The 18,775-nt window shown below is 51.4% G+C and carries 25 protein-coding genes; 6 read left to right on the top strand and 19 right to left on the bottom strand.

Annotation, left to right across the window (positions count from 1 at the left end; genetic code table 11):
* Positions 1–22: 22 nt before the first annotated feature.
* Entirely contained in the window at positions 23–433 is a 411-nt protein-coding gene (gene uraH / locus KTH07_RS20030) for a hydroxyisourate hydrolase (protein WP_017693985.1), read from the bottom strand.
* Positions 434–532: 99 nt separating this feature from the next.
* The gene (locus KTH07_RS20025) at positions 533–1,258 is read right to left on the bottom strand and encodes a MerR family transcriptional regulator (protein WP_023302852.1); all 726 of its coding nucleotides are present in this window, start codon (positions 1,256–1,258) and stop codon (positions 533–535) included.
* Positions 1,259–1,376: 118 nt separating this feature from the next.
* Here KTH07_RS20025 and KTH07_RS20020 point away from each other — a divergent pair, with 118 nt between their 5' ends.
* The gene (locus KTH07_RS20020; RefSeq protein WP_015570073.1) at positions 1,377–1,901 is read left to right on the top strand and encodes a lipocalin family protein; all 525 of its coding nucleotides are present in this window, start codon (positions 1,377–1,379) and stop codon (positions 1,899–1,901) included.
* 1 nt (position 1,902) lies between these two features.
* On the opposite strand, the gene KTH07_RS20015 is transcribed toward KTH07_RS20020, so the two are convergent.
* The 6 genes from KTH07_RS20015 to KTH07_RS19990 are packed head-to-tail and all read right to left on the bottom strand — an operon-like array spanning position 1,903 to position 7,938.
* Entirely contained in the window at positions 1,903–2,910 is a 1,008-nt protein-coding gene (locus KTH07_RS20015; RefSeq protein ID WP_017383645.1) for a fimbrial protein, read from the bottom strand.
* Positions 2,910–3,428 (bottom strand): fimbrial protein, encoded by a 519-nt coding sequence (locus KTH07_RS20010; protein ID WP_015570071.1) that lies wholly within the window; start codon positions 3,426–3,428, stop codon positions 2,910–2,912. The genes KTH07_RS20015 and KTH07_RS20010 overlap by 1 nt, the downstream gene beginning before the upstream one ends.
* Positions 3,419–5,944, bottom strand: a complete 2,526-nt coding sequence (locus tag KTH07_RS20005) for a fimbria/pilus outer membrane usher protein (protein WP_063162101.1) — start codon at positions 5,942–5,944, stop codon at positions 3,419–3,421. The genes KTH07_RS20010 and KTH07_RS20005 overlap by 10 nt, the downstream gene beginning before the upstream one ends.
* A gap of 23 nt (positions 5,945–5,967) precedes the next feature.
* Positions 5,968–6,645 (bottom strand): molecular chaperone, encoded by a 678-nt coding sequence (locus KTH07_RS20000; protein WP_032104018.1) that lies wholly within the window; start codon positions 6,643–6,645, stop codon positions 5,968–5,970.
* A gap of 53 nt (positions 6,646–6,698) precedes the next feature.
* Positions 6,699–7,283: a fimbrial protein gene (locus KTH07_RS19995; protein WP_015570069.1), complete on the bottom strand. Its 585-nt coding sequence runs from the start codon at positions 7,281–7,283 to the stop codon at positions 6,699–6,701.
* A 52-nt stretch (positions 7,284–7,335) separates the two neighbouring features.
* Entirely contained in the window at positions 7,336–7,938 is a 603-nt protein-coding gene (locus tag KTH07_RS19990; RefSeq protein ID WP_015570068.1) for a helix-turn-helix transcriptional regulator, read from the bottom strand.
* 834 nt (positions 7,939–8,772) lie between these two features.
* On the opposite strand from KTH07_RS19990, the gene KTH07_RS19985 reads away from it, so the two are divergent.
* The 4 genes from KTH07_RS19985 (at position 8,773) to KTH07_RS19970 (ending at position 11,658) form a co-directional block, all read left to right on the top strand.
* Positions 8,773–9,561 carry a transcriptional regulator gene (locus KTH07_RS19985; protein ID WP_023302855.1) on the top strand — a complete coding sequence of 263 codons (789 nt, stop codon included), beginning with the start codon at positions 8,773–8,775 and terminating at the stop codon, positions 9,559–9,561.
* Between the two features lies 1 nt (position 9,562).
* Positions 9,563–10,042 (top strand): hypothetical protein, encoded by a 480-nt coding sequence (locus tag KTH07_RS19980; RefSeq protein ID WP_023302856.1) that lies wholly within the window; start codon positions 9,563–9,565, stop codon positions 10,040–10,042.
* 353 nt (positions 10,043–10,395) lie between these two features.
* On the top strand, positions 10,396–11,166 hold the full coding sequence (locus KTH07_RS19975) for a GlxA family transcriptional regulator (RefSeq protein ID WP_223230145.1): 771 nt from the start codon (positions 10,396–10,398) through the stop codon (positions 11,164–11,166).
* A gap of 48 nt (positions 11,167–11,214) precedes the next feature.
* Entirely contained in the window at positions 11,215–11,658 is a 444-nt protein-coding gene (locus tag KTH07_RS19970; protein ID WP_017383639.1) for a GNAT family N-acetyltransferase, read from the top strand.
* A gap of 32 nt (positions 11,659–11,690) precedes the next feature.
* On the opposite strand, the gene KTH07_RS19965 is transcribed toward KTH07_RS19970, so the two are convergent.
* The 5 genes from KTH07_RS19965 to KTH07_RS19945 all read right to left on the bottom strand — a co-directional run bounded on the left by KTH07_RS19965 (position 11,691) and on the right by KTH07_RS19945 (position 14,827).
* Positions 11,691–12,278: a hypothetical protein gene (locus KTH07_RS19965; RefSeq protein WP_023295690.1), complete on the bottom strand. Its 588-nt coding sequence runs from the start codon at positions 12,276–12,278 to the stop codon at positions 11,691–11,693.
* Positions 12,275–12,640: a tlde1 domain-containing protein gene (locus tag KTH07_RS19960; RefSeq protein WP_023302859.1), complete on the bottom strand. Its 366-nt coding sequence runs from the start codon at positions 12,638–12,640 to the stop codon at positions 12,275–12,277. The genes KTH07_RS19965 and KTH07_RS19960 overlap by 4 nt, the downstream gene beginning before the upstream one ends.
* A 9-nt stretch (positions 12,641–12,649) precedes the next feature.
* Positions 12,650–13,135, bottom strand: coding sequence for a type VI secretion system tube protein TssD (gene tssD, locus KTH07_RS19955; protein ID WP_017383637.1), 486 nt, complete (start codon positions 13,133–13,135; stop codon positions 12,650–12,652).
* A gap of 263 nt (positions 13,136–13,398) precedes the next feature.
* Positions 13,399–14,427, bottom strand: coding sequence for a virulence RhuM family protein (locus KTH07_RS19950; RefSeq protein WP_071842900.1), 1,029 nt, complete (start codon positions 14,425–14,427; stop codon positions 13,399–13,401).
* A 58-nt stretch (positions 14,428–14,485) separates the two neighbouring features.
* Positions 14,486–14,827 (bottom strand): SymE family type I addiction module toxin, encoded by a 342-nt coding sequence (locus tag KTH07_RS19945; RefSeq protein WP_032620730.1) that lies wholly within the window; start codon positions 14,825–14,827, stop codon positions 14,486–14,488.
* A gap of 136 nt (positions 14,828–14,963) precedes the next feature.
* Here KTH07_RS19945 and KTH07_RS19940 point away from each other — a divergent pair, with 136 nt between their 5' ends.
* A complete protein-coding gene (locus KTH07_RS19940; RefSeq protein ID WP_032620729.1) occupies positions 14,964–15,155 on the top strand; it encodes a toxin-antitoxin system HicB family antitoxin in 192 nt (63 codons plus the stop codon).
* 1 nt (position 15,156) lies between these two features.
* Here KTH07_RS19940 and KTH07_RS19935 read toward each other — a convergent pair whose 3' ends face one another.
* From KTH07_RS19935 to KTH07_RS19910, 6 genes are all read right to left on the bottom strand, one after another.
* Positions 15,157–15,738 carry a DUF6680 family protein gene (locus tag KTH07_RS19935; RefSeq protein WP_017383635.1) on the bottom strand — a complete coding sequence of 194 codons (582 nt, stop codon included), beginning with the start codon at positions 15,736–15,738 and terminating at the stop codon, positions 15,157–15,159.
* A gap of 203 nt (positions 15,739–15,941) precedes the next feature.
* Positions 15,942–16,262 (bottom strand): TA system toxin CbtA family protein, encoded by a 321-nt coding sequence (locus KTH07_RS19930; protein ID WP_071605960.1) that lies wholly within the window; start codon positions 16,260–16,262, stop codon positions 15,942–15,944.
* A 41-nt stretch (positions 16,263–16,303) separates the two neighbouring features.
* Positions 16,304–16,660: a type IV toxin-antitoxin system YeeU family antitoxin gene (locus KTH07_RS19925; RefSeq protein ID WP_054627869.1), complete on the bottom strand. Its 357-nt coding sequence runs from the start codon at positions 16,658–16,660 to the stop codon at positions 16,304–16,306.
* 31 nt (positions 16,661–16,691) lie between these two features.
* A complete protein-coding gene (locus tag KTH07_RS19920) occupies positions 16,692–16,913 on the bottom strand; it encodes a DUF987 family protein (protein ID WP_054627868.1) in 222 nt (73 codons plus the stop codon).
* An 8-nt stretch (positions 16,914–16,921) separates the two neighbouring features.
* Complete coding sequence (gene radC / locus KTH07_RS19915) at positions 16,922–17,392, bottom strand: DNA repair protein RadC (RefSeq protein WP_032294514.1); 471 nt, start codon at positions 17,390–17,392, stop codon at positions 16,922–16,924.
* A 69-nt stretch (positions 17,393–17,461) separates the two neighbouring features.
* On the bottom strand, positions 17,462–18,283 hold the full coding sequence (locus KTH07_RS19910) for a DUF932 domain-containing protein (RefSeq protein ID WP_044599778.1): 822 nt from the start codon (positions 18,281–18,283) through the stop codon (positions 17,462–17,464).
* Positions 18,284–18,775: the final 492 nt, after the last annotated feature.

The raw sequence follows: 18,775 nt of genomic DNA, 5'->3' as shown, positions 1-18,775 counted from the left end.
TCGTCTTTAAAATCAAGAGCAATCAGCTGCCCTTGTAGGTTGAGTAACCGTACTGGCTGAGCAGAAGCGGGATGTGCAGTTTTTCATTGGTGCGGGTGACGGTGAACAGCACCGGCACTTCCGGGAAGAAGGAGTCCAGCTTTTTACCGTGGAAGTAATCGGCGGTTTTGAAGGTCACTTTATACACGCCAGGCGCCATATCCTGATCCTGCGGATAGAGCGATTTGATGCGCCCGTCGTGGTCGGTTTTACCGCTGGCAATCGGGGTCCACTTGTCCTGCTCCTGCTTCTCCAGCGTGACGGCCACATCCGCTGGCGGCATACCGGTTTGCTGGTCCAGAACGTGAACGCTCAGGGTGCCTGCCGGGGCGCTGAACGCGGCAGGCGCGAAAGCCATTGCAGCGAGCATCATCAGAGGGAGTGTCTTTTTCATCGTGTTTTCCTGTTGAGTTGTCGGTGACAGGAAAACGTTAGCACTCGCTGTGCGAAAAAATATTCAACTTTTCGTGAAGATTGCCTCAGCAGAAAATAATCAGAGGATAATCACCTCAAGGGAAACCTGCTGCTGCCACTGCGCAACCTGCTTTTTCCGCGCGGCGGTAAGTTTACCGCTGGTGACCAGCAGCCATTTGCGGTCCGGGAAAATTTCCGGGGCCAGCGCGGCAGGGGGAACCGGCAGTATGTCGATGCGGTGGCCCTGGCCGGTGCGCGTCAGAGCTTCAAGCCAGATCTCACAGGGGTCGTTCAGATGCCAGCCGCTGATGAGGATGTTATCGCCCGGCGCTTTTTTATCGCCCTCAAGGCAAAACGAGGTATAGGCGATGAGGATGCCGTCGAGGATCTCACGCAGCGTCATGGCGGCGGCGACGTTGGCCGATATCTGGCTGCGCAACGGACGCAGCACGTTAGTGACCAGCTCTGGCCTTGGGTATTCGCGTCCGGCGTCGTAAATTATCTGACGCAGGGACTCAATTTTCCCCTCCTGCAACTTTTGCAGCATGGCCTGTTGCAGGGTTTGCCAGTTATTGGCGCGGCGCGGCGCAGGGCGTTCCAGCAGTGATTTTACCTGACCGATGGGTACGCCTTTTTTTACCCAGTCGAGGATTTTCAGCGCCTGCTGAACGTCCTCATCGCTGTACAGGCGGTGACCGCCGTCCGTACGCTCGGGTTTGAGCAAGCCATAGCGTCGCTGCCACGCCCGCAGCGTGGTGGCGGTGATGCCGCTGAGTCTGGCGAATTCGCCGATGGAGTAAGCCATGTCTGCATCCGAAGAGAAGGAGTTGTCTCAATATACTACGAATATTCCCCCGACGGGATGAAGCGCCGCACGGGTGCGCTACACTTAACGTCCAACCGCGTAAATGAAAGGAGTTCTCATGAGGCTATGGCCTGTCGTTACCGGTGTCGCCATTGCGCTGACGCTGGTTGCCTGTAAATCTCCCACGCCGCCGAAAGGCGTGCAGCCCATTACCGGCTTTGATGCCAGCCGCTATCTCGGCAAATGGTATGAAGTCGCCCGACTGGAAAATCGCTTCGAGCGCGGTCTGGAACAGGTCACCGCGACGTACGGCAAGCGTAGCGATGGCGGTATCAGCGTACTGAACCGCGGCTACGATCCGGTGAAGAAAAAATGGAATGAGAGCGAAGGAAAGGCGTACTTTACCGGCGAACCGACCACGGCTGCGCTGAAGGTATCGTTCTTCGGCCCGTTCTACGGCGGCTATAACGTGATCAAGCTGGATGATAAGTACCAGTACGCGCTGGTCAGCGGCCCGAACCGCGACTATCTGTGGATTTTATCGCGCACCCCGACCATTCCGGATGCGGTAAAACAGGACTACCTGAACACCGCACGCGAGCTGGGCTTCCGGGTCGATCAGCTGGTGTGGGTGAAGCACTAACCTACTGATACGAAAAGGTGATGCTTGCCAGGGCGTTGGCCGAGCCGGGGACCAGTTCACCGGTTCGGATGTACTGCGCCTGGAACGGCAGGGACAGCGTTTGTGCCGAGCTGGTGGTCTGGATGAAAAACTGTCCCGTCGTACCTGCGGACGAGCTGTCCGGCCCCATCATAAGCGGCCCGGTACCGTTATAGAAAAACTGTACGCCAATGCCGGAGGCCGTGGAGTCCCCGGTCAGCGTCACGACCGACGAGGTATTTGACGGTGTGGTCTGATCGGTCATCACTGCGTTAACCGCCACGTTCTCATCGCAGGTCAGGCTGACGTTAAACTCCCCCGACGGCGAGGTGCTGCCTACGCTGGGCAGCGTGTGAATATCAATGGTGCCCAGGTCGACGTTGGCGCTTTTCGTGCCTACCGTGCAGCCGCTTGCCGTCACCGTGATGGTGGTGGGGTTGATGATAACCTGCGCGGTTTTCACTTCGTTGTTATAGGCCGTCAGGATCGCCGCGTTAATGGTCGGGGTCTGGTATACGCCGGATTTCAGCGGAACGCCGGTCTTGATAAACGTCACTTTTGCCGACCAGCCCAGTGCGGTGGCGTAACCGTTAGTCCCATCGGCCGGATAGCTCTGCGTAATGCCCGTCTGCATCGGGACATAGGTGGTGCCGTTATAATCTTTAAGCCCAAGAATGAAGCCGATGCCGGGCACGCCCGTTTCAAATACCATGTAATTTGCGCCATCAAGAATAACCGTGATGCCGGTGGCGGTTATACTGCTGCTCGGCTCCAGCGTCCCTTTGGAGCAGGTAAATACCAGGCCGCACCAGAACACTTCCGAGACGCTCGCAGAGGCGCTCCATTCAGAGCCGATCGTCTTTCCAGGCACGATGGAGTCTGCCGGGCCGGACCACGACATGGGCGTTGGCGAAAGGGTGATATCCGATGTCCAGGAGAGGGCAAGCGCCTGAGAGGACATGAAAAACAGGGCTAAAAACAGTAAACGCATTATTGATACTCCGTCGTCCAGGTCGCCACTGCCGAAACGTCTCCGGCATTGACCGGCGCACCCGTGGCGGCCAGTCGCGCATAGAAGGTCATTTTTACGCTGTCATCCCCCGCCGCGCCGTAAGCAGCGGTTTGGGTGTCCAGCGGGATAAGTACGCTGTCTTTATCCAGAATCTGCACCGCCACGCCGGTCGCGCCGCCGTCAGCGACTTTGAGAAGCTGCGGGTTCTCGTCATCCGGCGTACCGCTGAAGCGGATTTTCACGCCAGCAAAGGTGGGGCCGCATGCTTCAAGGGTGAGCGTGAAGGGCGTTTTGATATTGCTGACCGCGCCCGCCTCGCTAAATTGCTTCACGCCGAGGGTGCCCAGCGGCACGTTTTGCTCCTTCGAATCTTCCGAGACAATGCAGGTATTGCCGATCACGTTGCCGGTCACGGAAACCAGCACGTCATAGCCGCGCGCGGGAACGGTGATGAACATCAGCAGGATCAGGGGGAGGAACCGGATGGTTACTGACATATGACCTCCTGGGAATAAAGCCCGGTGCGGGCGTGATAATTCTGCGGGTTCAGCGCATAGCGGATCGTGCAGCGCTGGGCGCTGTTGCGCCCCCATACGGCATGCAATGTTCCCTCCGCTGACAGGCCGGTCAGATACACGCTGCCGCCGTCGCCGACGATACCGCTGGCTTTGTCATCCTCTGACGAGACCAGCGTACCGAAGGGGAGCACGTCTTTAGCGTGACGTACGATAAACATCGCTTTTGCCCCCTGACGCGTGGTGAGGGTGGCGCGAACCAGTGCCCCGTCGGTGGGGATTTTATTGGCGATGGCGTTCTCAAGTTCCACGTCATTGCCCACGGTGGTGACATCCAGCGCAACCTGATTAACGCGATACGGCGTGGCGTACGGGATCACCGCATAGCCCCGGCTGTCGGTTTTGATGCCCTTGTGGTTGAGCACGGCGACATGACTGGCGCCCGGGGCTTTCACCAGAATATTGGTGTTCCCGAGCGGCTGGCTCAGCGTCAGACCATCCTCATGCAGCACCGCACCGCCGCTCATCCCGTAACTGAGGTTGCGGGAGTCACCGGCGTAGCTGTAGCCCAGGTTATAGTCTCCCCACGCGCCCTCGTATTGCAGCGCGGCATCGCCGCCGTAGTGCTGCTGCGCGCTGTAGCGCTGGTTGACGCTATAGAAAAGATTCTCCTGCCCCGGCAGATAACCACTGACACCGGTAATGGCGGTGGTGCCAGCGGGATCCGCATGGGTAGCGGTAAAACGGAGACGGGTCGACAGCGCCGGGTTACCCAGCGGCACCGACAGGGACAACGCGAGGATATTGTCTTTCTTGTTGTCGTACAGGCCAGAGCTACGCTGGGCGCTGATGCCAAGCGACAGGTTACGAAACGTCGCGTTCCACGCGAACTGCAAACTTTGCGTGGTTTTTGACGTATTCCAGTAGGTTTGTTGATCCCAGGACAGCGACAGCGCGCCGTATTCGCCCATCGGCTGCGACAACAGCAGCTGATTTTTTGCCTTACGCGACATATGCAGGTTGTAAACCGTGTCGTAGTGAGTGGTGACGGTGCCATCGTCTTCCACGGTCTGTTTTGGCGCTCCGCCCGCCATGCCTTTGTAAGTGGTATCGCTGAGGGTATAAAACCCTGCCGTTGAGTAACGCAGCGAGAAGAAATTGACTCGCGTACCGATATCGTTCAGCAGCTTGCTGTACCGCAGGCGCACCGAATCACCGGTGTAGTGCTGGTTATCAGCCAGCTGGCTGCGGGCATGGGTGAGGTCGAGGGAGTAGGCGCCAAAGCGGCCGAGATTCTGCCCGATACCGAAGGCCAGGCCGTTGTAGCGATCGGAAAACTGCGCCCCGCCATAAAACGTGAGGCCGTATCTCCAGCCCAGGAACAGCTCGCCCTGCGCGAAGGAGGGCGAGATCTGATTGCCCGCAGGGCGGTATTTCCCGGCCCCCAGAGCATATTTGACCTGACCGTTACGCACCAGATTCGGCACGCTGGCAAAGGGCAGGGTGTATTGCGTCTGGCTACCGTCGCTCTCCTGAATGGTGACCGCGAGATCGCCGCCGGAAGAGGTCGGATAGAGATCTTTCAGCACAAACGTCCCCGGCGGAACGGAGGTTTGATAGATGACGTTACCGTTCTGGCGAACCGTCACCGTGGCATTGCTGCGCGCGATGCCACGCACTTCGGGCGCGTAACCGCTCAGGCTGGCGGGCAACATATTGTCATCGGTCTTCAGGGCAACCCCACGCAGGCCAACGGCGTCAAACACCTGCGATGAGGTGAACGTTTCACCGGCATAAACCTGGGCACGCAGGGCGCGGATATCCCGCTGTAGCCAGGTCTGGACGTGGGTGAGCTCGTTACTCTCTTTGGTCCACGTGGTGAAATCACGCAGCCGCCATGCGCCCAGGTTGGCGCCGCTGTTGAGGCTCACAAACAGCTGTTGTTCCCGCGTGCGCGTCTCGCCCCGGTAGTCATTATTCGCGCCATTGACCACATAGTTCAGCCACGCGGCAGGGATGCCGGACTCCCAGCTCTCCGGGCTGACGTACCCGCGCGGCAGAGCACGCATCGCGCTTTGCGGTACGGTGAAGTTGAGGGTAAGCGTCCTCTGGTCAAAATCAAACCGGGTATCGGCGAATGACCGGGTTAAAAAAATGCAGCGCTGCGCAGGCGGCAGCTCACCCCCTTTAGCCTGACGGCTGTCGATGCCAAGTGCGGCGAATTGCGCAGGCGTAAGGCACGGCAGGGCTTCACCGGCGGTGTTTTCAGCGACGCGAAACGTGACGTTACCTGTGAACGCGAACTGGGTGTTGATATACACGTTAAGATTGTACTCGCCCGGCGGCAACGCGCTCCCGGCGTTGACCCAGGCGAGATCGGCGCTGTTGGCGCGCTCGCCGTTGAGAAACGCAGGATTAAATTGCAGCTCGCTTTCGGCAGCCACGGCTTGCCGAATCACCAGGGCGATCGCCGTGGCGCACAGGATTTTAATTTTCATGTGGTCACGCCTTACTGTTTTTATTATTGGGACAATGACGTGCGGGTAACGGGCGTCCAGGCGCCATAATCGTTAATCGTCTGGTAGCTTAAGCTGCTCGCATGGCTGAAGGTGTCTGCCAGCGTCACGCTGGATTTCGGCGGTACCATGACGGGCGACACCGGCCTGCCATCAATTTTCACGTTAATGGTGGTGAGGTAATACGGCGTTGGGTTGGTCAGCGTGACCTTGCCCGCGCGGTAGGCGCCGGCAAGGTTTTTCCATGCCTCCCCTGCACCTTCCCTGAGCCGCTCCGGGCGATAAAAGACCTTGATGCGGTTGGCAGAGGCGAATTGCAGCGAATTGCCGGAACCGTTTTTAACCTGCTGTGGGATAGCTTTGACCGTCATCCAGTACAGCGTCTCGCGATCGGCTGGCAGGGCGTCGCCGCTGAACATGATTTTCACCGCGCTTTCGCTGGCGGGCTTCATGACGTACAGCGGCGGCGTGATGACGAAGTCGTTGGTACGGCTCCCTTTCTCGTCTTCCATCCAGGACTGGATCAGAAACGTGGCATCAGGGTGGGTATTTCTTACCTGCATCATCGTCTGCGTAGCCGCGCCGGTGTAGATCAGCCGCGTTGCGCCTAACCCCACGCCGCCTGCGTACACGGCGGATGAACATAACGTGCCAGCCAGACAAATCCATGTGTTTACGCGCATAGTGCGTCTCCTGAAAGCTGAGTCAGACCCGGCCAGCAGACCGGGCCTGAAGATTACGAATAGGTCACGGTGTAGGTGGCGACCGCGCTGGCATCACCCGCCGTGGCGTTGCCCAGTGGGGAGTAATATTTCGCGCTGAAGTTCAGGATGTTCGCCCCCGCACGCAGGGGGATCGCTGCTGCCGGCTCACCCAGCCTGACGACGTTGCCCTGTTCGTCATAAAGACGGATAGCGACATGCTGCGCCGAGCCCGCGCCGCCGTTTACTCCCGCGGCCAGGCTATTCACATCGGTACTGTCCGGTGTACCGGTGAAGGTGATAGCCACGGTCGTTGCGGCAATAGGGTTATCTTCCGTGGACGCGGAAGTATCGGCGATTTCGCAATCTTCCAGGGTGATGGAGAAGGCTTTTGCGGTACTGGCTTCACTGCCTGCGGCAGCCAGCGTGGCGGTACGCACTTCACCCATGTCGACGTCGATATTGGCGCTACCGGCGCTGATGGCACAGGCGGAGGTCACCACTTTACCGCTGAAGTTAACCGTGCCGCCGCTGGTGGTGGCGGCCAGTGCTGAGCCCGCTGGCAGCAGGGCGGCAATGCTTAATGCCAGCAGAGAATGGCAAGTAAGGCGTGCTTTCATTTCATAGTTCCTTGATTTTTTTATTACGAGATTTGCTCTGAAAGCGGCAGGTCTAACTGGTTAAAAAGACCAGCAAATCTGTCTTATTCCTGAGCCCGAGTTTCCTTATCGCTGAGCTTTTTAAGGCGCTCACGCGGCGATAAGAAAGTTTCTCCAGTTCTGCGATGTAACGTATATCCAGTCCGTTCCTGAGTTCCTTTAATACCCTCCTTTCTCCAGGCGTCAGCGATAACGCCGCTGGCTGCTTTTGGGGCCGATAATGGCTATCGACCATTTTTGCTAGCTTTATCCGCCACTGATAAACCGTGTTCTGTAGCGAGATATAGGCATCAATATCTTCCCGGACCCATAACAGGGAATGGGCAGAGGTTGAGTACAGGCAGATAATCACTTCAGGCTGCGTGACTTTGATTTTTTTTAAATATTTCAGTGAGTCATACCCTGTATGGTATTTCTCTGCGCCGGATATAAATAAGATATCGATACGAATCGACGACAGCGCCTTATCCAGTTCCTGATAACCTCCTTCGATGATAATGATGTGAAGGTCGTCGCGGATGCTGCTTAATAACGTTTTAATGCCGTTTCTTGCATAATGATCGCCGCCCATCAGTGCAACAGTTATATGCTGTGTTATTTGGCTATTGTTCGTCATGTTATTCCTCGATTTATAATAGTAATCAGGCGAATTATTTATAAGGTTATCGCCAGTATTCTCGAAGCAATGACGTATTGCATACTGTAGGCCTACTATACGTCGGCCAATAAAGAGGTAATCTGAATTAATCTAAAATTGTATTAATTACTAAGATCGAGACCGGTTACAACGCTTCCCTCTGATTGGTCTTATTCCGCTTCGCTTTCTGTAAATTATGATAGCCGCTATTTTTAATGAAAATTTAGCTTTGATAAATGTTTTGTAAGGAGTTTGTCTTTTGGTGTCAGTGCGGGTGTGAAGTTGCTGACGGGGAATAACAATTTACGAATGTTATCATCGATAAAAACTGATAGAAAGGTGGCTTAAAAGCATACAAAAACCATGTAAGTTATTGATATTAGTCAGGTTGAGAAAACTTAAGGCTTAAGGGTGCTGAATATTTCAGACACGCATGTCCGTGGCGTACAATGTTTTTTTATGTAGATATTTGTCAATGTCAAGAGGCGAGGAGCGCGCCAAAAGATGAGGCCCTGATAAATGAGATGCTGCCGGTAGTCAGATACTTCTGTGGAGCGGAAATTCACTTCACAAAACATCATAATGAGGATGATCGCGGATGAAGCGGCTCTGCAAGCCGCATTCTACAAGGGTTGAGTTCTTATGCAGGTTCAGTGAAGCTTAAGGGATGAAATATAAATTAAGATTTTTCGCCAATGGCGAAGATATACAGCATGACGTTAATCAGTCACATTAATCCCGACGTGAATGTCATCCCATACATGCGGTGACCCAGGTTCAACATCTGTTAACCGGAGAATTCATACTGCCCCTATGCATAAGCATTACATTATAAATAATATCGTCGAATTTCATCCTGCGGCCAGCACGTTACGTGATATCAACAATCCTGACCGTGTGGTTGTGTTAAATTCGCCAGCAGGCCGATGCCTGTTGTTATTAATCGACAGAGCGGGGTCGATTGTCACTCAGCAAGAGTTCCTTGATATTGTCTGGCAAAGCCGCGGCATGCTTGTCTCCTCCAATACCTATTACCAGAACATCTCCATCCTGCGCAAAGGGCTCAAAAAGATTGGTTTTGAAACTGACCCTATCGTTACCATTCCGCGGATTGGGTTGACGCTGGCAAGCGACACGCAAATAACCGTCAGAGAGTCTTCACCCGTCGCGCCTCAACCCGCAGAGGGACAATGTGTAGAGGCGCCAGCGATCGAGGAGGTCTCTGCACCCTCCGAGCCAGCAACGCCCGTTGCCAGGAAGCCCACGCGCTGGCTGGCTGTTGTCATGGGGCTGTTGATCATCCTGGCCGGGGCAGGCGTGACGGGATATATGAACGCCTCAGAAAACCGTTTTGTTGAGGATTACCGTTTTGCGGCATCCGTCGGAGCCTGTCGCGTTTATCTTGCGAACGACATTCAGACCCACGCTGAACGCGCTTCCGCGCTGACCTATGTGGAACAATTCAAGGCTGAATGCGCGCAATATCCCTGGGTTTACATCAGCTGGTACGCTCTGCTTCCTCGTGCGTCGGTTATTCGCTGCGACCGGCCAATGAAAGAACCGAACCGCTGCATATCTGATTATTTCCTGAAGGATAGCTAGCATGACTCGTTTTCGGCAGATGCTGTATATCATCGTGACGGGCCTCGTCACGGCAGGCGTGCTGACGGGCTATTACCTGTGGCACCGAACTTACGTTCAGCCTTTTTCATGCCAGGCTAATCTGGTCCAGCACCATCCGGATGAGACGCTGACGGTCTGGCTGAATTACACCTTCGACGGGAAATTCGGCACCCTGAGCATGAATGGCCGGGCAAAGAGCGATCCGGGTAAAACCATCGACAGGAAAATTTCCTTTCGGGTGGATAGACAGGATCATCTCTATTTGCTGACGTCAGAAAAAAATATGACGTTCCCGGACGATAATGTCGACGACAGCTGGCTGGAAAAATATGAACCGCAATTCTTTGTCTATCCGGGCAAGAGTATTTATATGCGGATCAATGAACAACATAATGGTAACTATATCTTTACCTTAGGAACATTACCGACATATGTGTGTCGTGGCTCAAAAAAAGAATGATATAAACGAGAAAAACATTATATTTTCCTCCCGTCTCATTTATGCTTGATTTAAAATATCAGGATTACCTTAGAAATAAAAAGTGCGACAGATCATGTTGCGATAATGTAATTAATTTTAAATTTGGCAAGTAAATGAAAAGTGTATTTGACTCCTCCGATGGGGGGAAATCAGTACCGGAAAAGTGTCTGCATATTGGGTTGATATTATGGCCCCGTTATTCACTCCTGGCCGTCTCCGGGTTGCTGGAGGCGCTGCGTTATGCAGCGAAAGCTCAGGATAAATTAGCATTTAAAATCAGCCTGATAAGTGAATTTCCTGATATCCCGATTATCAGCAATGCGGGGATTGTCATGAGACCGGATTCTCCCCATGCGCCGCCGGACAGTTTTAACTACCTTGCTGTTATCGGCGGTGAATTGCAGTATCTGGACTTAGGGTATCAGGGGGATAAAGCGTATCTGGCACATGCCCACCATGCCGGGGTTCCGCTCATTGGCATTGGCACCGGCAGTTTTGTCCTCGCACAGGAAGGATTGCTGAATGAACGACGAGCGTCCATCCATCCTTTCCACCTTGATGCATTTCGGCAGGCTTTCCCGCTGGTTTATGCTGAGCAAGGGTATGATTTCATCGACGATGGCGATGTGCTGACCTGCCCGGGCGGTATTTCCACCCTGACGCTGGCAACTGAGCTTATCCGCGCCCATGCCGGGGATGATATCGCCAGCACCACCTGTCAGCGTTTGTCGCTCGTTCCGCATGAAATTGCCACCCCGCGTCCGGCGAATTTTGCGCTTATCCCTGACTCGCGGTTGCGCCGCGCCGTCATGCTGATAGAACAGTTCCTGACCCGGCCGCTCACCACCGCCGGGCTTGCGCGAGAAGTGGCATTGAGTGAACGCCAGCTCAACCGTCTGTTCCACGCAGAATTCGGCAAAACGGCCCGCGAATTTATCCGCAGTGCCAGACTGCGCTATGCTTGCTGGCTGCTGAAGAACTCACAGCAAAGCGTGACGGATATTGCGCAGCGGATGGGGTTCAGCGACTGCGCGCACTTTATTCGTCATTTTCAGACGGAGTATGGTTGTACGCCTGGCGTGTGGCGCACGTCGCAGAGCTGAATATCATTACATTGCTGCCCTGAAACTTTACTCAACCGGAATATCACCATGAAAATAGAAGCCGCACACCCCTCACAATTTGAACGTCTCGTCGCAGTCTGGGAGTCGTCCGTTCGCGCCACGCACCGCTTTTTGCAGGAAAGCGATATCGCGGCGCTGCGTCCGTTATTGCTCAACGCATATTTGCCTAATCTCAGGGTTGTGATTGCCCGGGATGACGTGGGTATTATTCACGGCTTTTTGGGCGTGGATAAAAATCGCATTGAAATGCTGTTTGTGGATGATGCGAGCCGGGGGAAGGGTATCGGGAAAATGCTGCTGCAATATGCCATTGCAGAATTCGGCGTAAATGAAGTGGATGTGAACGAGCAGAATCCGCAGGGGGTGGCGTTTTATCGCCATATGGGGTTTGAGCAGGTCGGGCGTTCAGAACTGGATGGGCAGGGGAATCCGTTTCCGCTGTTGCATATGCGGTTGAGTGGACAGGCTTAACGCCCTCTTCTGTAAAAGAGGGAGCCTGCAAGCTAGTTACTGGTTATTTGCCCGATAATTACGCCGCGCAATTTTTCGCCATCAAAGTAATAAGAGACTGTATTGTTCTGAACAAATCCATCCTGTACAGGTGTCTCCTGATAAAGCAGGATCTTTTTTCTGTTGCCGATTGCTTTTTTGCCGAACAATTCAACTAAATCCCCGTGAGTGGCATTTAACAATGGAACGCCAGAGACTGAGACACTGACTCGTTCCGTTGTATTCACACATTCTTTATGGATGCCATCCCTGGATATGGCTAGCGCAGTTAACAGCCCTGCACCCATTTCGTTATCTGAAATGAACCAATAATTGGTGCCATCGTCGTCATGAAGGCAGATCCAGTGCGCGGAGCTGTCTTTCTCCACGTATGTACTGAAAATCTGAGACAGATGAGTAACTTCCATCTGAACCGTTTTCTTGCCGATCGTGATGGTCGGGGAAAGGGGCACTATGGTTGAAATTTCCGTCAGCGAGCCGTCTTCATCGTAATACTGTGTTGCGAAGCCGGTCATTTCAGATGCTGAGACATGCGAACTGACTGCAACGAGTAATGGCAATGAACAAATTAAACGCTTCATTTGACAATCAACACCGTATCGTTGCTTTTCCAGATACTCCTTCTGGCACTCAGAGGAGCAATGATGCAGCCCTCTGAAGAGTCGTCAGGGTGCAAACTGCTTTTACCATGTATTTTAAATGAGTCTCTACCACACATCTCATTTGTCGAGTAGGGCGTGAGGCTGAGAGTATATTTCCCGGTGTGGGCTGAATTATGAGGGGAACCAATTGTGTATTTCCCTCGAGGTAGAGGCCCACTGTTTTTTACACATTCTTGAGATGGATCGTTTTTGTAACCACTTGCTCCTGCATAATCTGCATCGAACTGATAAACACCATCAAGATAAAATTTGTGCTCTTTTACATCATATTCCCAGGACATACTTTCTCCTTAAGCGCGTTCCTTCCAGGTATCAGAATGAATGATGTTTCCATCTATGTAATGCCATGTTATTTTTTCATATGTTAGATCTACATATTCACAATGTGTATAGCGTTCGTTTCGCGGTAGTTTAATGTCAAACATGAGTGGTTCAATTTGAACTACTCTTGCATTTTCTAAAGTTGTCTTAAAGTAAGCCTCTTCAAGTCCGTTATAGTTGATTCTGTAAAATATGAACTCTGCTTTTTTAAGTGTTTGCCCAGTGCATAAGGCTTTGTATAGATAAGAGGATGATGAATCAATCTCTTTCATGAATGCATAGGTACTACAAATGCGTTTTGCAGTGATTTTACCGGAGAATTTATCTATAGGTTGTTCTATAGAATGCATAAATTCAATCACTTCTATTGAACCTTCGCGATCTTTTATATCGACAGATCCATTAATCCTCCGGCCTGAATCATCCTCGAGCCATAAGTAAACAGGTATAGCCATCTCAATCTCCTTTTATAGACTGAGGGAAACTACTCTTCATTATGGATTTAAATTGTGACTTTCATTTCAAAACAGGAATGTTAAAGAACTTTGGTTGGTTTAATAGAAAGTTGTAGTTGCGAGATATGGATGGTATCAATTGACGTTTAAAAATTTATAAGGTTGATTTATGACTATTCTTCCATCGCAAGAATAATAGTCACTAAAAACAGCATCAAATATTGAAATGATGAATATCATTAAATAATGAACCTATGCCGGGATTAGCGCTTAGCCCGCTTATCCCATTTTAATAAGCCGACAATATCTTTCTCACCTTCGGCCTCTTTCAGCAGGCGCTGGTTTTTTTCATATTCGATGTATTCTGAGCACGCCTTTTCATCAGCCGCTTTCTTGCTGATTTTTCCTGCGCCTTCTAAAACGTCCCGGTCGTTGAATTGCAGGAACTGATCGAGCTTGGTTTGCCAGTCTCGTAAAAATACCTGCTTGCGGCGTTTGGCCTGATCTTCGGCAAAATCGAGCCACATATTAACGACGCGATTAAGCTCGCTCACCTCATCCTGAGACAGATAATTTTTTGCGGTGGTGACATCGCTTTTACGGACTTCTTCGCCTTTATAGCTGGTCAGCCCCATATGCGATTGAGTGGCGTCCGCACGTTGGTGAATCAACTCAGCAGCGGTGTGCCCAGTGCAGGCAAAATGCAGTTTATTCTGGATGGTCTGAAAGAATTGCGTGGTTTCTTTGAGCGACGGCTGATAGTCAGCAGCTAATGCGAAAATCTCCCTCACGCGAAGATAGACCCGGCGTTCGCTGACACGTATATCGCGAATGCGTTCCAGCATTTCATCGAAATAGTCAGGGACGGCGGAAGATCCCACAGGCGGATTTTTCAGGCGCTCGTCGTCCATAACGAAGCCTTTAACCAGGTATTCCTGGAGCGTTTGGGTGGCCCACTGGCGGAACTGTGTACCTCGCGTGGATCGGACGCGATAGCCGATGGCGATAATGACGGGCAGGCTAAAGTATTGAACGTTATATACTTTACCATCGCTGGCAGTTGTTCGGTAAAACCGAACAACTGAATTTTCGACCAGTTCACCCTCATCAAAAATATTCTTGATATGCCCGCTGATCGTAGCTTTGGCTTTGCCGTATAACTCACAGATCGTGGCCTGTGAGAGCCACAACGTATCGCTTTCGAAGCGGCATTCAATGCGAACTTTTCCATCCTTGCTGGCAAACATGACGAACTCACCGGCTGGAGAATTTATTAATTCCTCATATGTCATGCTGCCTCCGCTTCATAAGGTTGATGCCTGTAAGCTCGTAGTATGCCAGAAACAGCCGCTAAGCCAGGTGGTTTGTATTTGATTTTGCGAGTCGCTTTCCAGCATGCGGAATTTGGATCGCTGCAAGCGCGTCCTCTATCTCAATAGGCTTTGCTTTCGTCCGTTTATAATCATCCTGCAAACGCTGCTCCTGCTCGTTATACGCCACCAGAACGATGCATCCTTTCATGACCTTTACCGTGACCTGCTGTCCGGTATCAAACCCCGCCACGCGCAGCCACTTGCCGGAAAGGATGATTTTTGGGGTAGATTTGTCGTAAACATTCGGGCGGTAACCCACAATTAACGAACGCTCGGTTCCGGATTGGTCGGTGTCTGGGGTAGAATGCGAATCAGCCATAATCAACTCCTTGATAGTTGGTGAGGTTAGCTCTCGTCCGGTATTGCGAGTACCTGGCGAGGGCGTTTCAATCTCAGGTTATCGTGTGTTAAGGTACGTACCTGAATGATGGTATTTTGCTCTCGTAGGTACGTACATGTCAACGGCTAAACGCGATCCTAATAAGTCAACTTCCGGAAAAGCACCGACTTTTCAGATTCGTATTACGCCAGAGTTGAAGGCGCAGTTTGAGGCTGCGGCGAAGGCTGAAGGGATGAGTTTGGGGAATTGGCTCAAGACCTTAGGAAGAACAGAACTACGGAAACTGGGTATTGAGCCAAAAATGTAGTTTAGTTTTCTTGCGACTTATGAATATCAGGGGCATCAGGAAACGAAACCACATCCATTTTCAAGGCACTTTCACCTGAGAAGATTGAAGCCAGTCCTTTACGAATTTTTTGGTTATCTAGGTTCATTTGTCCGTGCGCAATTGGCCTATAAATAGCATTCTGCAAATGAACTCGATCAAACTCGTAACCTATATCTTCAGCCATTACAGAAAGTAAACTTACAAACAGTCTATCGCTATTCTGATTCCATATAGCACTGCCACTTTCATTTTCGGGGCAATGTGTACATAGGTGGGTGAAATATTCTTTCCATGCATCAAGAACTTTTTTCTCAGATTTTGTTCTCTTGTTTATACTTCTTTTTATATCACCATAGAATGCTAAATCGATCATGTTAAGTGCTCTAACGTGCTCATTAGAAAGGCGAGCTTCTGCAGATCTTGTAGCCATTAGTTCTGTAAATATATTTATTTTAATATTTCTTTTTTCTGAGCTTTTTTCTATGATCTTCTGAACTCTTACAGCGAGTAAGGGACTTATTAGCGTAGCAAAAATGGTAGCAATAGCTAGTGCCCAGTTCATTTCGTTTCCTTAATTTTGACGGTAATGACAATACAAATGGAAATGAAGGTACGTGATATAATGTGAGGAAACTTGGCGGAGATCACAGGAGTCGCATTTGGTGGTTAATCATGTTGAATTTATTGATTATTTTCCTATGCGCTTTACTGATGTGCCCCCGATTATGCCCCCACATGTTTTTCCTTAAGGATCAGTTGGCTGATTTATGGGCGTTTCAAGCCAAGGTTGGACTGTGCCCGATGAACATCCAAAGATGTTATCCAGGGTTCTTGATCCTGCCAGGAGAAACTCTTCTGGTCAATGCGCACAAGCTCGAATCGTTCCACAAGGAAATTAACAGCATCAGTAAGATTCACTCCCGCCTCTATATGTTCCTGAATCGTCGTATCGTTACTGAACGGTGTGTCGTTGATCGTGAGGCCGTAATGATGCTCTAAAATATACGTTAATAGTTTTTGCCAAACTTGGACAGGAGACAGGCGTGACGAAACCGTCACTGTTTTCGGTACAGTCGAAATATGCATGAGTTGATTCCCTGATAAAAGTAGAGGAAGGTGTTAACTGGTTATAGCTGATGGGGATAAATGGCGATATAAACGTAGCCATAAGAGCCGAGAGTGTCAGCTTCACAAGTAAGTCCATTGTGATGCAGTGTGACGCAGTGCTGGTTGTGAGGATCAAGCTCGCCAGTTGTCAGCATCCGCTCAAGCTGTTTCACCATTAGTGGAAACGCTTGGTCCAGACTCAATGCTTCTGCGTCACTGAATGAGCCATTAAATCCTGCCCGGTCAGCCAAAAAGTATATGCGGTTGCCTTCCTGTACCAGACGAGCGCCGAAGCACGGCGTGATATTACGTTTTAATCCCCACTGAAGGCAGGATGTGTTCTCCGCCGATGTGCCGGATATGGTGGTCGACTGCATTAATATACTCCTTAATGATTGAGTGGGATGATTAGTTCACCGTCACGCAGCGAAGAATAGCGTACGGGCCTGCCCGGTCCTGACGACGTTCAACAAAAACAGCGAGTACGCCGCTGATATGCTGAACTTCATGTCCATAGTAATGGCATACGCTGCCATGCCACTGGTAGTGACCTGTACAGAAGGCAGATAGCCTGGATTCGGGATGCTGACGATAAATATGCATCGCCTGGCTCTTACTGATGATTTTCATTCTGCACCTCATAACAAGCCACATTCAGCAAAAGACACCACTTCGTTCCCGACCACAAGATGATCCAGCACACGCACTTCCACCAGAGCCAAGGCTTTAGCAATTCGCTGCGTGACATGTTTATCCTGCTGGCTGATTTCTGTCGTGCCGGACGGGTGGTTATGCGCCAAAATGACCGCAGCAGCGTTATGTTTCAGGGCTGATTTAACCACTTCGCGGGGATGCACTTCGGTATGGCTGAGCGTGCCGGTAAACAGTGTTTCTCGCTCCAGCAGGCAATGCTGATTGTCGAGATACATTACGATGAAGACTTCCCGCTCCAGGTGAGCCATCTGCAGTTGCAGCCAGGTTTTTGTAAGGCTGGTAGAGGTAAATGACTCACTCGGTTGACGCTGGTATTTCTCCAGCAGACGTAATGCTCGCTGGATGACTCGCTGCTCGTTTGCAGGAAATACCGGGGATAAATTGATCGTAGACATGGTTGCTCCTTAGAAAGAAAAGCCCTTCCGAATCTTCGGAAAGGCGTTAAGGGAAAATAGTGGAAGAGATCATGAAGCAAGCTGCAGCATATTCTCAGCCATCACCCAGAGGGCCCGGTTGAGCTTCACATCACCGTCAATACCTTTCACTGCTCGGGTATGGGCGCGCTTTCCTTTGGTTGTTCTCCCCGATAGCCCGCCTTTAATTAGGTTTTCCTGAATGCGCTGATAAGTGGTCCACAGGTCGTTACTCTCATCCTGCCAGCGGCGTGGGGAAAGTATCTGCGTCTCTGTCACCGGTTGGTGCTCCTCACCGAAGCGATATGTCAGCGCCGCTTTCGCCATAGCCTGCTGAGCGGGCGGCGGCAACAAAAGCGACTGCATGGAATCGCGTTTCTCTTCTACGCGGTCAAATATTCCCAGTACTTCGTAGGCCCCTTCGATGACTTTCTCTACTACGTTGCCTTTATGCGGCACGCGTACTTCGCCAAAACTCTCACCGCAAATCAGCCCATTTTGGCAAACTGCTCTGAATAACCCCGGTAGCATCTGATATGAGCTGGAGCCGTCGTGGCTGTTCAGCAGAATAATTTCGGGAACCTGTTTGCCAGTAATCTGGCCTTCACGACGCAGGCGCAGCATGTGCTTCGTATGCTCTCGTTTGCTCTGGTCGCGGACTCTGGTTTGACACGCGAAGAATGGCTGGAAGCCTTCGCGTTGCAAGTTATCGAGAAGGGTAATTGTCGGGATGTAGGTATAGCGATCACTACGGGATTCATGCTTTTCTTCGCTGAAGACACTGGGCACATAATGGGCCAGTTCGTCGCGAGTTAACGGGCGGTCACGACGAACAAGGTTGACTGCACCAAAGCGGCTGGCTAAACGGGTCATAGTTGATTCCTTTTAAAACGGGCATAAAAGCCACTCCAGTAGAGTGGCATTGGATGGAAGATAAAATGTTCAGGGAGAGGCTGGTGGCTGGCTCTGCTGTGGCGAGAGTTCTCTGTCAGGTAATGCCGGTGGTATTAGCTTTTCGGCCTGGTGATGTTGTAATCGCTGCAGAATAAAGGGTTTACTGTACTGGAAGTATCGAAGACACCACTCGTATTTAACGACTCGCCTTATGTTCAGAGGTAAGCGTTCATACGCTTTGCTGCACACCGATAAAACAAAGGCATCATCATTGATTCTGTCCTCTGCTATTGCAGCCAGCCCTTTGATAAAGGAACGCTTCAGCTTTTGTCGAGAGTTAGCTTCCAGGCGAGCTTCGGAAGGTGATAGTACGTCTGGTTCAGGTGTTAGAACACAAACCGTGTTGCCTGATTGGGACTTTTCAGGCAAGCGTGGCGAGTTTTTTTATGAGTCTTATCAGGCTATAGGTCA

Source organism: Enterobacter cloacae complex sp. ECL72, assembly GCF_019056635.1.
Taxonomy (GTDB): Bacteria; Pseudomonadota; Gammaproteobacteria; order Enterobacterales; family Enterobacteriaceae; genus Enterobacter; species Enterobacter hormaechei_C.
The sequence above is the reverse complement of the archived record's forward strand: the minus strand, read 5'-3'. Positions and strand labels throughout refer to the sequence as shown.

Excerpts from the sequence above, each read along its gene's own strand:
- uraH (WP_017693985.1), bottom strand. The coding sequence starts at position 433 with ATGAAAAAGACACTCCCTCTGATGATGCTCGCTGCAATGGCTTTCGCG.
- KTH07_RS20025 (WP_023302852.1), bottom strand. The coding sequence starts at position 1,258 with ATGGCTTACTCCATCGGCGAATTCGCCAGACTCAGCGGCATCACCGCC.
- KTH07_RS20020 (WP_015570073.1), top strand. The coding sequence starts at position 1,377 with ATGAGGCTATGGCCTGTCGTTACCGGTGTCGCCATTGCGCTGACGCTG.
- KTH07_RS20015 (WP_017383645.1), bottom strand. The coding sequence starts at position 2,910 with ATGCGTTTACTGTTTTTAGCCCTGTTTTTCATGTCCTCTCAGGCGCTT.
- KTH07_RS20010 (WP_015570071.1), bottom strand. The coding sequence starts at position 3,428 with ATGTCAGTAACCATCCGGTTCCTCCCCCTGATCCTGCTGATGTTCATC.
- KTH07_RS20005 (WP_063162101.1), bottom strand. The coding sequence starts at position 5,944 with ATGAAAATTAAAATCCTGTGCGCCACGGCGATCGCCCTGGTGATTCGG.
- KTH07_RS20000 (WP_032104018.1), bottom strand. The coding sequence starts at position 6,645 with ATGCGCGTAAACACATGGATTTGTCTGGCTGGCACGTTATGTTCATCC.
- KTH07_RS19995 (WP_015570069.1), bottom strand. The coding sequence starts at position 7,283 with ATGAAAGCACGCCTTACTTGCCATTCTCTGCTGGCATTAAGCATTGCC.
- KTH07_RS19990 (WP_015570068.1), bottom strand. The coding sequence starts at position 7,938 with ATGACGAACAATAGCCAAATAACACAGCATATAACTGTTGCACTGATG.
- KTH07_RS19985 (WP_023302855.1), top strand. The coding sequence starts at position 8,773 with ATGCATAAGCATTACATTATAAATAATATCGTCGAATTTCATCCTGCG.
- KTH07_RS19980 (WP_023302856.1), top strand. The coding sequence starts at position 9,563 with ATGACTCGTTTTCGGCAGATGCTGTATATCATCGTGACGGGCCTCGTC.
- KTH07_RS19975 (WP_223230145.1), top strand. The coding sequence starts at position 10,396 with ATGAGACCGGATTCTCCCCATGCGCCGCCGGACAGTTTTAACTACCTT.
- KTH07_RS19970 (WP_017383639.1), top strand. The coding sequence starts at position 11,215 with ATGAAAATAGAAGCCGCACACCCCTCACAATTTGAACGTCTCGTCGCA.
- KTH07_RS19965 (WP_023295690.1), bottom strand. The coding sequence starts at position 12,278 with ATGAAGCGTTTAATTTGTTCATTGCCATTACTCGTTGCAGTCAGTTCG.
- KTH07_RS19960 (WP_023302859.1), bottom strand. The coding sequence starts at position 12,640 with ATGTCCTGGGAATATGATGTAAAAGAGCACAAATTTTATCTTGATGGT.
- tssD (WP_017383637.1), bottom strand. The coding sequence starts at position 13,135 with ATGGCTATACCTGTTTACTTATGGCTCGAGGATGATTCAGGCCGGAGG.
- KTH07_RS19950 (WP_071842900.1), bottom strand. The coding sequence starts at position 14,427 with ATGACATATGAGGAATTAATAAATTCTCCAGCCGGTGAGTTCGTCATG.
- KTH07_RS19945 (WP_032620730.1), bottom strand. The coding sequence starts at position 14,827 with ATGGCTGATTCGCATTCTACCCCAGACACCGACCAATCCGGAACCGAG.
- KTH07_RS19940 (WP_032620729.1), top strand. The coding sequence starts at position 14,964 with ATGTCAACGGCTAAACGCGATCCTAATAAGTCAACTTCCGGAAAAGCA.
- KTH07_RS19935 (WP_017383635.1), bottom strand. The coding sequence starts at position 15,738 with ATGAACTGGGCACTAGCTATTGCTACCATTTTTGCTACGCTAATAAGT.
- KTH07_RS19930 (WP_071605960.1), bottom strand. The coding sequence starts at position 16,262 with ATGCATATTTCGACTGTACCGAAAACAGTGACGGTTTCGTCACGCCTG.
- KTH07_RS19925 (WP_054627869.1), bottom strand. The coding sequence starts at position 16,660 with ATGCAGTCGACCACCATATCCGGCACATCGGCGGAGAACACATCCTGC.
- KTH07_RS19920 (WP_054627868.1), bottom strand. The coding sequence starts at position 16,913 with ATGAAAATCATCAGTAAGAGCCAGGCGATGCATATTTATCGTCAGCAT.
- radC (WP_032294514.1), bottom strand. The coding sequence starts at position 17,392 with ATGTCTACGATCAATTTATCCCCGGTATTTCCTGCAAACGAGCAGCGA.
- KTH07_RS19910 (WP_044599778.1), bottom strand. The coding sequence starts at position 18,283 with ATGACCCGTTTAGCCAGCCGCTTTGGTGCAGTCAACCTTGTTCGTCGT.